This window comes from Synergistaceae bacterium DZ-S4 (assembly GCA_025943965.1).
Lineage (GTDB): Bacteria > Synergistota > Synergistia > Synergistales > Synergistaceae > Caenicola > Caenicola nitritireducens.
In genome coordinates this window covers 1-11,434 of sequence record JAPCWD010000014.1, presented here as the reverse complement: position 1 = coordinate 11,434, position 11,434 = coordinate 1, and the positions used below count along the sequence as shown (strand labels likewise).

The window sequence follows — 11,434 nt, the reverse complement described above, 5'->3', positions numbered from 1 at the left end:
TGAAAGCGCCGTTAACGTGTCATATCGACAAAATAAACCGGTCGGTCCCTAACTTATTTCGCCACTTTCATGCTAAGGCCATGTACAGGTTTTTATGAAAACAAAAAAAGCAGCATATATTGATCAATTATTTTACTCTTATAGTGTTTTTTCACCATCTAACCAAGCTGAAATTATTGTATAGTTTGCCATTATTTTATGCCACTGCAACCAATACCGCAGACAATTTCCACTATTGCCCAAAATAACACTACTGCAGTCTGTTGAGCTATCAAGACAGATATTTATCGATCAATCATTTCTTTCATTCTTTAAATAGCTTCTCAAGCTTAAAACAGGTAAACGCATTCTGATTCTCTCAAATTATTCTTCTATTACTACTGGCAAACCGACTTTTATAAATTGTTTCTTCAATTCCTCAACATCTTTATTCTGTAGTCTTATGCATCCCTCTGTGATATCCGTGCCTATGGATCCTGGGTCATGCGTGCCGTGGATCCCGATACCGTTCCACCCGGTTTTTAGGCGAATAAACCAGGGACCGTAAGCTCCCTTTATTACACCTTTTCCGTCTTTGAAATCATGAGTCCAGCTGCCGGCATTCTGTATCTGCTGCACAGTAAAGCTGCCCTCCGGGGTCCTGCAGTCTCCGGCACGTTCTTTTTGTCCCAGATTTTTTCCGACCGCTATTCCGTAAGCTTTTATCACTTTGCTGTCCTTCATAACATAAAGTTTGTGTTCATGTTTCCGGATCTTGATCCAGGTCCCCTTTTGCTGAACGTCATCTTTTATTTTACTGACATCCGGAGAAAGAGGCTTTGTTTTTTGAGAGACTTCTGATGACACAACTGACATTGCCGAGTCCGTCGATCCCCGGGATGGCTGCGTTTCTTCCTTCACAATATCGTCCGGACGGGCTATAAATTTATACGCTGAAAAACCGGCATATATTGGTACAGCGATCATAAGCAGGTAAAAGACTATTCTTATCAGAGCCTTTGATCTCACCCAGATGCTTTTCTTCCTTTTTTCCAGCCGCATTATTTGTGCACCAACTTACTTATTAAAATGATTACCTCTTTACAAATTCGCCATAGACCCAGCCTGTCCTATTCTTGTAACTGACCTTGAACCATGAGTATTTCCCCTGTTCAGGTTTTGTGGCCTCATATATGGTCACATATTCCCATCCCGGAAATCTAAAAATAACTTTCGATGTTAAACTGGGATATTCTCTCATGTTAACGTTGGTCCCTTTGATCTGGCCTTGCTCAGAGCTTTTCTGCACCGCCAAGTTCTGGGTTCCATTGTCCTTTGTTTTGTCCGGTATCTCTTCTGCTTCTTCATCATAGACAAACTCCTGCTGGCTGACTTGAGGAGAAGGCTTTTCGGAAGCAGCTTTTTTGTTGTCATGACCTACTGATGCCCAAACTACCAAGGCTATTATTATGAGCAATCCTGCTGCCATAATCACACACAATGAAGGTCCGCTCTTTTTTTTCTTTTCATTACTTTGCACTTGTTGCTCTTTTTGAACTGTCATAACTTTTGGATTGGTTGGAGTCGTCAAGAGTTTTTTGGCCTCGGCGATCTCTTTTTTTGAAGCATTGATCTTACTCAACAGATCATTATTGCCGGACTGCTGTACGAGGCTTGCAGAAGGTTTTCTAATTATATCGGCTATGTTGACCCGGTCCTTTTCTGAGTCTTTTGAAATTCCTGCCGGTCCTGCAATATTCGTCCGGATCGGATCACCCAATTTAGATCCGCAATAAATGCAGTAGGGCGCATTGTTGGAAACTTCTTTATGACAAACCGGGCATTGATCGTTCACTTTATTTTCGCCGGTCGATCCGGATGTTGCTGTTTTGGGAGCCGGCCGAAGATTCTGACTTGTTACCCCCTGCAAATTAAGGCCGCATTTAATGCAAAATTTAACATTTTCTGGAAGATCCGCTCCGCAGCCGCTACATTTTTTTGCCACAGCAATGCCTCCTTTAAAGCATATCCCTCTGATAAAACGCTCTGCAAAAGTTGATCAGCCTCTTATGAAAGTGCTGTTGGAGATGTTATATGGACTCAACAGGCCAAACAACTCTTGATTTATTTGATCACTTTCATTTAGTGGCTATGTACTGGTTTTTATGGAAACAAAGTTTTGTCGTATTTATAACATTTCCCGATATCAAGTATTTACTTACTTGCGTGCTCAGCTTTCTGCGATTTTTGATTCTATCAGCGCGATCAAATCTTCATCGGGATCATCGCATTCCTTCGCAAACTCGAGCAGATAGCTCCAGCCTCCTACAGGGGAAGGGTCGACGCCGGCATTGATCAATGCAATCAGAGAATATGTCCTTTCGTTGTCAATTGCCCGCATAAGTGGCGAATACCTGCCTTTAGGGCAATTGACATCGGCTCCTGCCTTGCTTAATACTTCTATTGCTTCATTTTCTCCATTCAAGGCAGCTGTCGAAACGGCAGTGTTCCCAAACTTGTCAGGTTTATTCACATCGGCCCCTGCCTCTATCAGTGCTTCTATTGCATCGGGCCTTCCCTCTTCCGCAGCATATATCAAAGGTGTGAAGCCGCGATCTTCGCTGACCAGGTCAACATCTACTCCGGCTTCGATCAGGGTTTTTATCATATCTGCATCTCCGATCCGTGCTGCTGCGTGTATCAATGAATAGCCGTTTTCGTCGGCTGCGTTTAAGTCACCGTTTGAATTGGTAAATATCTTCTCCCAGTATTCCTGTCCATATTTAAAGTCGAAGTTGTCGCAATCTTCTATTATCTCTTTCCAACCATAGCCTGCCGAAGAAGACCCCGTATCATCATCTTCGTCTGGATCATGGCAACTGACCTCTGATACAGAACTAACAGAAACGACCGGCACGGCGGCAGGCTCCTCTCTGTCATGCAGCCGATGGCCGCACATTCCGCAGAAATTAGCACCTTCAAAAAGTTTTGCTCCGCAGCTGGTACAAACATCTTCCAACTTCGTCCCGCAGGATAGGCAGAACTTGGCATTTGCCGGTATTGACGCACCGCACTTAGAGCATATTTTCGACGTCATGATCCAACCTCCCGATAATATAGTTATTGGGTGCAATAAGTAAACTAATGGATGGCAAGAATTAACATAAAGAGTATCTGTTTTAATTATCACACTTATATATTTTTACTGCAATATTTATTTATATTTAAGCCTTATTTTTATTTGTAAGAAATCATTGTAATAGTATAATTTATGAAGAGCGCCTAAATATCTTTATGGGAGGGTATTTGCCATGGCAATAGCCAATGCGATCCAGAGAGGAAAAGTAGTATATGTTTACGACGAAAAAGGACACACACTGTTCACACAATCTGCCGGGAACGATCCTGACGATGGATTGAAAGGGTACACATCAGGCACGGTAAATATCAGGAGGGGCAACTTCATTTACACTTACAATGAAAAGGGGCACCAGATGAACGCAACAAATGCAAGGTAAAATTTAGGACCGGTCGTTTTATTGCTTTGATCGATCAACTTTATAAACATATTTTACTGAAATTATCGCATTTCCAATGAGCGAAGATTCTTGGATCAAGCATGACAACTTCATCGTTTTATTACTAAGATGAGGTTATTTGTTGTTTTGTCTGCTGTAAAGACAACCTACTGTTAAGATACATATCTTATATGCAAAAACTCAGAAAAATCGGACTTTCATAAAAATATCAACTAAAAATATATTCTTCTACATAAACAAAAGGAGGTTGCTGAGATGACGGAAAGGACTTGCGGAAAGTGCGGTGCTGCCCTGCCGATGGGAGCCAAATTCTGCATGGAGTGCGGATCGGAACTCCAGCCGGTGTGCGCGAAGTGCGGGGCTGCACTGCCGGCGGGAGCCAAATTTTGCATGGAATGCGGGACGCCTGCGGGAACTGCACCGGCGGAAAACAAGGATGCCAAACCCGCCGGCAGCGCTCCAAACGCCCCGACCCGGCAGGAGGAGGCAAAAAAGCCCGTTGCAAATGAGCCGCAAATGAGCGGCATAAGCGAACGGGGACTGTTCAGCACCATAAGGGAGCTTGGCTGGAAGGAAAAGGGGGCCCGTGACATTATCTTCAGCATCATCGACAGGGGCGACGCAGCAGCAATGGAGGCCCTTATGAAGTCGGAGAGATCAAAAATATCCTACACGACGCTTGAGTATGTAAAAACAGGAGGTGACGATGGCATCCCATACGCATATTTGAGCCTCCCCCCCCTTCATGCCGCAATAATAACTGGCAACCTGAAGATAACGGCAGAACTGATCAAAAATGGGGCTGACGTCAACAAAACAATCGAAGAAGACCCAGACCGCAAGGTTGGTTCTACCCCGCTGCACTTGGCCTGCAGATATTTTTCACCGAAAATCATCTTCCTGCTTCTGGACAGCGGCGCACTCTGTTACATCCCAAGAAACGACGGGAACACCCCGCTTCATCTTGCTGCTGCCAATGACAAAAACGGGGCAGTCGTCCGACGATTGATAAATGCCGGGTCTGATGTAAATGCAAAAATGAATGACGGGAGTACGCCGCTGCATTATGCTTCCCAGAACGGACATTATGACAATTTCATTACACTCGTAAATGCAGGCGCTGATGTAAAAGTAAAAACGAATGAGGGGAGTACGCTGTTGCATTCTGCTTCCCAGAACGGACATACGGATATTGTGACCGCACTCATAAATATCGGCGCTGATGTAAATGCAAAAAATAAGTGGGGTAGAACGCCGCTCCATTTAGCTTCCAATAACGGACATACGGATGTTGCGATCGCACTCATAAATGCCGGTGCTAAATTAAATATGATAGATTATGAGGAGAAGACGCCGCTGCATGAAGCTTCCTTTAGAAGACGTACTGACATTGCCATAGCACTCATAAATGCAGGCGCTAATGTAAATGCTAAAAATAAAATCGGGGAGATGCCGCTACATCTTGCTTCCATGGCTAATTCAACAGATATTCCTGTCGCACTCATAAATGCTGGTGCTGACATAAATGCTGAAGTGTATGACGAAACAGGTCACACATATACACCGCTAAACTATGCTCTCGCAAACAATGCTACCGAGGTGGCAAAAATTCTGAGAGCAGCAGGCGCAGTAAGCAGACGTTAACTGTCAACCGTATATGTCGCTTCTGCTGTCACCATGCTGCGTTAACGGAAAAGAAATAATGCACAGAAACTTTAGAAAAAGGGCTGCAAAAGACAGCCATTAAACAAAAGGAGGTTGCTGAGATGACGGAAAGGATTTGCGGAAAGTGCGGGGCTGCCCTGCCGACGGGAGCTAAATTCTGCATGGAATGCGGATCGGAACTCACGCCGGTGTGCGCGAAGTGCGGGGCTGCACTGCCGGCGGGAGCCAAATTTTGCATGGAATGCGGGACGCCTGCGGGAACTGCACCGGCGGAAAACAAGGATGCCAAACCCGCCGGCAGCGCTCCAAACGCCCCGACCCGGCAGGAGGAGGCAAAAAAGCCCCCGGCAAATGAGCAGCAAATGAGCGGAATAAGCGAACGGGGACTGTTCAGCACAATAAGGGAGCTTGGCTGGGAAGAACAGGGGGCCCATGACGTGATCTTCGACATCATCGACAGGGGCGACTCAGCAGCAATGGAGGCCATGTCCCAGGACGACATCCTGAGGGCCATATATTCCGGCCTCGAATGCATCGATAAAAACGTGGAAGATAAGGATGGACCGAAACCCTTCTCACTCACCCCACTCCACGCAGCCGCGCTTGTCGGCAATGTCAGGATGGCAGACATCCTGATAAAGAACTATGCCGGGATCAGCTCCCAGCTTGGAGGTTCAAAAGACTTTCACGGAGCCTCGCCCCTCCATCTTGCCTCCCTTTATTCTTCAAAGGAGATGGTCTCATTTCTGCTTAAAAATGGAGCCATGGCCGATTCAAGGACAAAGACAGGCAAGACCCCGCTCCATCTGGCCGTAAAAAATAAAAATGCCGAAGCCGTCATAGCGCTCATTGAGGCGGGATCCGACGCAAACGCAGCTGACAATGACGGTTGGAGGCCCATCCATTTTGCTTATGCCAACGGCAATCAGGATATATTTATAGCTCTGGCAAAAGCGGGCGCCGATACCGGGCTGAAAACGAAGAGCGGGCTCACCCCGCTTCACATAGTAACAAAAAGCGGACTGCTGGATTTTGTAGAAGGCCTCATATCAAAGGGATTTGACGTAAATGCAGCGAACGATGAGGGGTGGACCCCCATCCATTTTGCTTATGAGAACGGCAATGAGGATATATTTACGGCTTTGGCAAAGGCGGGCGCCGATACCGGGCTAAAAACGAAGAGCGGGCTCACCCCACTCCATATAACGGCAAAAAACGGACATATGGAATTTGTGAAAGCATTCATAACGAAGGGATTTGACGTAAACGCCAAGGACCTTGACGACGACCGCACCCCTCTTCACCATGCCTCTTTTAACGGCCATACAGACATTGTAAAAATTCTTGTTGAAGCAGGCGCAGATGTGAATGCAAAACGGAAGACAGGATTTACGCCGTTATATCTTGCATCCGGCAAAGGACACCTGGATATTGTAAATTTTCTTATAAATGCCGGCGCTGATGTAAATGTAAAAAAGAATGACGGTTGGACTCCGCTCCATTCTGCTTCCCAGAACGGACATTTGGATGTTGCGATCGCACTCATAAATGCCGGGGCTGATGTAAATGCAAAAAAGAATGACGGTTGGACTCCGCTCCATTCTGCTTCACTGGCTGGACATACTGATATTGTCACCGCAATCATAAATGCCGGCGCTGATGTAAATGCAAAAGAGCAAAAGGGTGGAACCCCGCTGCATTTAGCTTCCCAGAACGGAGATACGGATGTTCCCATTGCGCTCATAAATGCCGGGGCTGATGTAAATGCAGCTGACGATGACGGGTGGACGCCGCTGCAAATAGCTTCCCAGCAAGGACATACGGATCTTGTGATCACGCTCATAAATGCCGGCGCTGATGTAAATGCTAAAACTGATAAGGGGTCGACGCCGCTTGACATTGCTCTTCGAAAAAACCGTACCGAGGTGGCAAAAGTTCTGAGGGGTGCAGGCGCGGTAGGTTCATAAGCCGGCTGCGTTAGCGGCAAGAACAGAAAACACGGATGCCTCAGAAAAAGGGCTGCAAAAGACAGCCATTAAACAAAAGGAGGTTGCTGAGATGACGGAAAGGATTTGCGGAAAGTGCGGGGCTGCCCTGCCGACGGGAGCCAAATTCTGCATGGAATGCGGATCGGAACTCACGCCGGTGTGCGCGAAGTGCGGGGCTGCACTGCCGGCGGGAGCCAAATTCTGCATGGAATGCGGGACACCTGCGGGAACTGCACCGGCGATAAATGAGGATGCCAAACCCGCCGGCAGCGATCCAAACGCCCCCACCCGGCAGGAGGAGGCAAAAAAGCCCGTTGCAAATGAGCCGCAAATGAGCGGCATAAGCGAACGGGGACTGTTCAGCACAATAAGGGGGCTTGGCTGGAAGGAAAAGGGGGCCCGTGACATTATCTTCAGCATCATCGACAGGGGCGACGCAGCAGCAATGGAGGCCCTTATGAAGTCTGAGAGATCAAAAATTTCCTACACAACGCTTGAGTATGTAAAAACAAATGACGATGGCATCCCATACGCATATTTGAGCCTCCCACCCCTTCATGCCGCAATAATAACGGGCAACCTGAAGATAACGGCAGAACTGATCAAAAATGGGGCTGACGTCAACAAAACAATCGAAGAAGACCCAGACCGCAACGTTGGTTCTACCCCGCTGCACTTGGCCTGCAAATATTTTTCACCGAAAATCATCTTCCTGCTTCTGGACAGCGGCGCACTCTGTTACATCCCAAGAAACGACGGGAACACCCCGCTTCATCTTGCTGCTGCCAATGACAAAAAAGGGGCAGTCGTCCGACGATTGATAAATGCCGGTGCTGACGTAAATGCAAAAGATAATTACGGTTGGACTCCCCTATCTTGTGCTTCCAAAAATGGAAATTTGGACGTTGTTATTGCGCTCATGGGTGCAGGCGCTGACGTAAATGCTAAAGCTAAAGATGATCACTGTATTATACCTCTGCATTTAGCTTCCAATAACGGACATACGGATATTGTGACCGCACTCATAAATATCGGCGCTGACATAAATGCAAAAACTAAAGATAAGAGTACACCGCTCCATTCTGCTTCAATTGCTGGACGTACTGACATTGTCATAGCACTCATCAATGCAGGCGCTGACGTAAATTCAAAACGAAATGATGGTTGGACACCTCTGCATTCAGCTTCCTATAACGGACTTACGGATGTTGCGATCGCGCTCATAAATGCAGGCGCTGACGTAAATGCTATAAGTAAATACAGGGAGATACCGCTACATTTTGCTTCCGAGAACGGACATTTGGACATCGTTATTGCACTCATAAATGCCGGTGCTGAATTAAATATGAAAGATTATGAGGGGAGGACGCCGCTGTACTTCGCTCTCCGAAACAGGTATACCGAGGTGGCAAAGGTTCTGAGGGAGGCAGGCGCGGTCTCCTAACAACGCAAAAATAAATTGCATTATGCGTTGACGTGCCTTTTAGAAGATCTTCGAGTTTTTTCTGGTATGCTATTAACAATATAAATTTACTATTTTTCAAGGCTATGTAAGCTTTAAAAATCTATTATAGGCATTTGGTTCTATGGAATAATTTTTGCGGATTGTCTATGCAACGAACAGAAGATTTTATCAATATTAAAGGAGGGGTAATGTTATGTTTTTAGTCAATGATACTCTTGAGAGCAGGCAGAAAACGATAGCTTCTTACGAGCCTTTTGTAGGGGTAATTTTGGCAGCAATTGATTTTGAGTGGACTGTCAGGAGGGCGATCCTTGCTTTAGGTTCCAGCACAACAAAAGAGATCAAAAGCAAGACGTTAAATGCAAACTGTTCCGGACTTGATGCATACAAAAAAGCATGGAATAAAGAAGTAAAACCTTTAACGGGGAAACGACTGGATGAGATAGTACCGGAATGGCAGTATTTCAAAGAAACGGCCTACCCCTTACGCCATCGTCTTGTCCATGGTGTTGAAGGATCCGTTACTCCTCAATATGCATCTGACAGGATGAAAGCGATCCTATCAGCAAGCAAATCAATAGCCGATTTTGCAGATTCATTGGGAGAGCCTCTATATGGGCGTAAAATCATCCGAAGGAAGCCTAGAAAACAACTTAATTCGGCTAAATAACAACTTCATTTTCATTATTTTATAAAAATGTAAGTAAAAACAATTTATGCAGAAATGAAACCTGCCATCTAAACAACTGATAGATTTTTTGCCATTTGAACTGTATAATATATGGACATACTCATAAAGAGTTGCTGAGGGAAATGGCCCGATGAAGCAACGGCAACCTGCCTTTACCGGTAAGGTGCCAAAACCATCCCTAAACGGGAATGATGAGAGACTATCCGCGCTGATTTGGTTATCTGCGGCGAAGAAACATTTGCGGCCTCTCTTATAAGGGAGGCCGCTTTTTTGTTCATCATATCCCTCTTTTTAAGCCTGTATTTTGTTATTCAGCAAGTCCATGCATTTTGATTGTCCATGTATTTTGATCAAATCAAACAGAGAGGGAGTCGATATCCATGTCAGCAGTCAAATTCAATGCATATTTTTCCAACGAAGCAACCCCTTCAGAGGGAAGCAGCAATGGTTTCGGGGAAACAGCCCCGGTCACGTCAGACAGCAATGAAGCAATTCCTGATCGTATTTCCGAAGAGACCGTCCCTGAAAATGATGCTCTTGCCCGCACGAGGCGGATCGGAGGAAATCCCGGGCAGGAAGAAAGAATACTGTTCATTGAGAATTACGGGCTTATATGGGAAAACAGGGAGAGAATAATAAATGACGAGGCACTCTTTGAAACACGACTCTATTTTGCAGGGCTGTCGCTCGCTTATATAAACGGCGGCTCTCTTACGCTGGGAATGCTCCTTACGCTTTGGAACAACGGCGAATGGACCACCAAGTGCCCCTTCTGCGGCGGTGACGTGAGGATCTTTGGCTGGGGAGGGAGTCCGCTTACCGGGAACAACAAATACCATGGATTTTGCACATCCTGCAAAAGGTACAGGGATGACGCCGAAGACAATTTTTTTAAAAAAGTCCTCCCCGCAATAAAAATGATCGACGACAGGAGGGCAAAATTTGCCGGGGCTCATCCGCACAGTTCTTCAGACACTATTCACCCTAAAGTCGTCCATTACGATTTTCGGTCACTGTCGAAAAAATGGACCGAGTACGAGAAAGATCCCGAAAAAATACCGGCATCAACACCTAAAAAAACTATGCCCGAAAATCCCGAAGATAGAATTTGGTACTCCCAGGTCCAGTGGCTGATCGACCGGCTTAATGACGAAACACTGTAAGTTTGTGTGCAAAAAAATATTAAGGAGGGCAAACAATGAAAAGCATAGCGGAGAAGAACGCAAGCCAGTTGAACCTAGATAAATTCTTCATTCCGGACAAGTCAGTCTTCAAATCCGTAAGAGGTAAGACTCTCTTTTATCCGTGCAGCGGAATGGACCTGATGTCCCCCATCGCTCTGTTCTCAGATTACATTGACGACTTCTGGTTCGTTGACAGGGGCTATTTTTCACCCGGGCATCAGGACACCAGGTTCAGTGAGGAGAAATACGACAGAGCCGCTGACAGACAGCCCCCTGTACTTGACGGCATAGATGAATACGTCTTTTTGGGAAAAGACATAAGGGGGCCCGTGTCCTGGAAGTGGATGGATCCGAATATTGAACCATGCCTCGTAACAGAAAAATATCTTCACAGACCGACAGGCAGGCAGATAACGGTACGGCGGCGCAGAGGATACGGTTATTCCGCTTTTCGGACCGAAAAGGAGATCTCCCCACTGGGCGTTTTTTTCTATCGGGGCGACAGCATGGGCGAAGGCGGCAGCGGAAATATGTGGTTCAAATCAGAGAATCTTGCCGCAATATGTTCAATGATGTCTGAAGGCGGATTTATTGTAACCGACGGATCGGGCTCAGGGTACAGGTCAGTAAGAAAATACTGGTCTTACGGGGGCCAATACGATTCAATGTCGCCGGAGGAGCTGGTCTTGGACGCGAGGCCCTTTACCAGGTTCGGTTTTCGTTTTAACTGCGTCGGATATGCCGGAGAAAGATATGGCCCCACGCTTATATGGAAGGTCTCAAAGGTATAATTACTATAGTCGTTGCTGAAAAACAGCGATAGGATCAATAGGATCAAATAGCGCCTAATTGCAATGCCTGATTTTTGCCGTTTTGATTCAAATAGACGAGAATCAGGCTTGTTATTATTTGAGACAAAAAAG

At 46.1% G+C, this 11,434-nt stretch carries 10 protein-coding genes and 1 riboswitch; of the genes, 7 read left to right on the top strand and 3 right to left on the bottom strand.

Annotated elements, in window-relative coordinates:
• Positions 1-363: 363 nt before the first annotated feature.
• The 3 genes from OLM33_08775 to OLM33_08765 all read right to left on the bottom strand — a co-directional run bounded on the left by OLM33_08775 (position 364) and on the right by OLM33_08765 (position 3,076).
• Entirely contained in the window at positions 364-1,041 is a 678-nt protein-coding gene (locus OLM33_08775) for a L,D-transpeptidase (GenBank protein MCW1713750.1), read from the bottom strand.
• 31 nt (positions 1,042-1,072) lie between these two features.
• The gene (locus tag OLM33_08770) at positions 1,073-1,984 is read right to left on the bottom strand and encodes a zinc-ribbon domain-containing protein (protein MCW1713749.1); all 912 of its coding nucleotides are present in this window, start codon (positions 1,982-1,984) and stop codon (positions 1,073-1,075) included.
• Between the two features lie 225 nt (positions 1,985-2,209).
• Complete coding sequence (locus OLM33_08765) at positions 2,210-3,076, bottom strand: ankyrin repeat domain-containing protein (protein MCW1713748.1); 867 nt, start codon at positions 3,074-3,076, stop codon at positions 2,210-2,212.
• A 214-nt stretch (positions 3,077-3,290) separates the two neighbouring features.
• Between OLM33_08765 and OLM33_08760 the strand changes: the two genes are divergently transcribed.
• The 7 genes from OLM33_08760 to OLM33_08730 all read left to right on the top strand — a co-directional run bounded on the left by OLM33_08760 (position 3,291) and on the right by OLM33_08730 (position 11,302).
• Positions 3,291-3,497, top strand: coding sequence for a hypothetical protein (locus OLM33_08760; protein MCW1713747.1), 207 nt, complete (start codon positions 3,291-3,293; stop codon positions 3,495-3,497).
• A gap of 276 nt (positions 3,498-3,773) precedes the next feature.
• Positions 3,774-5,162, top strand: a complete 1,389-nt coding sequence (locus OLM33_08755; protein MCW1713746.1) for an ankyrin repeat domain-containing protein — start codon at positions 3,774-3,776, stop codon at positions 5,160-5,162.
• 122 nt (positions 5,163-5,284) lie between these two features.
• Positions 5,285-7,150, top strand: a complete 1,866-nt coding sequence (locus OLM33_08750) for an ankyrin repeat domain-containing protein (protein MCW1713745.1) — start codon at positions 5,285-5,287, stop codon at positions 7,148-7,150.
• Positions 7,151-7,241: 91 nt separating this feature from the next.
• On the top strand, positions 7,242-8,615 hold the full coding sequence (locus OLM33_08745; GenBank protein MCW1713744.1) for an ankyrin repeat domain-containing protein: 1,374 nt from the start codon (positions 7,242-7,244) through the stop codon (positions 8,613-8,615).
• Positions 8,616-8,829: 214 nt separating this feature from the next.
• On the top strand, positions 8,830-9,306 hold the full coding sequence (locus tag OLM33_08740) for a hypothetical protein (protein ID MCW1713743.1): 477 nt from the start codon (positions 8,830-8,832) through the stop codon (positions 9,304-9,306).
• 118 nt (positions 9,307-9,424) lie between these two features.
• Positions 9,425-9,525: riboswitch (SAM riboswitch) on the top strand.
• Positions 9,526-9,707: 182 nt separating this feature from the next.
• Positions 9,708-10,490, top strand: a complete 783-nt coding sequence (locus OLM33_08735) for a hypothetical protein (protein ID MCW1713742.1) — start codon at positions 9,708-9,710, stop codon at positions 10,488-10,490.
• A 35-nt stretch (positions 10,491-10,525) separates the two neighbouring features.
• Positions 10,526-11,302 (top strand): hypothetical protein, encoded by a 777-nt coding sequence (locus OLM33_08730; protein ID MCW1713741.1) that lies wholly within the window; start codon positions 10,526-10,528, stop codon positions 11,300-11,302.
• Positions 11,303-11,434 lie beyond the last annotated feature (132 nt).

Coding starts and splice junctions, on each gene's coding strand:
- OLM33_08740 (MCW1713743.1), top strand. CDS start 8,830: ATGTTTTTAGTCAATGATACTCTTGAGAGCAGGCAGAAAACGATAGCT.
- OLM33_08760 (MCW1713747.1), top strand. CDS start 3,291: ATGGCAATAGCCAATGCGATCCAGAGAGGAAAAGTAGTATATGTTTAC.
- OLM33_08730 (MCW1713741.1), top strand. CDS start 10,526: ATGAAAAGCATAGCGGAGAAGAACGCAAGCCAGTTGAACCTAGATAAA.
- OLM33_08735 (MCW1713742.1), top strand. CDS start 9,708: ATGTCAGCAGTCAAATTCAATGCATATTTTTCCAACGAAGCAACCCCT.
- OLM33_08755 (MCW1713746.1), top strand. CDS start 3,774: ATGACGGAAAGGACTTGCGGAAAGTGCGGTGCTGCCCTGCCGATGGGA.
- OLM33_08750 (MCW1713745.1), top strand. CDS start 5,285: ATGACGGAAAGGATTTGCGGAAAGTGCGGGGCTGCCCTGCCGACGGGA.
- OLM33_08765 (MCW1713748.1), bottom strand. CDS start 3,076: ATGACGTCGAAAATATGCTCTAAGTGCGGTGCGTCAATACCGGCAAAT.
- OLM33_08745 (MCW1713744.1), top strand. CDS start 7,242: ATGACGGAAAGGATTTGCGGAAAGTGCGGGGCTGCCCTGCCGACGGGA.
- OLM33_08775 (MCW1713750.1), bottom strand. CDS start 1,041: ATGCGGCTGGAAAAAAGGAAGAAAAGCATCTGGGTGAGATCAAAGGCT.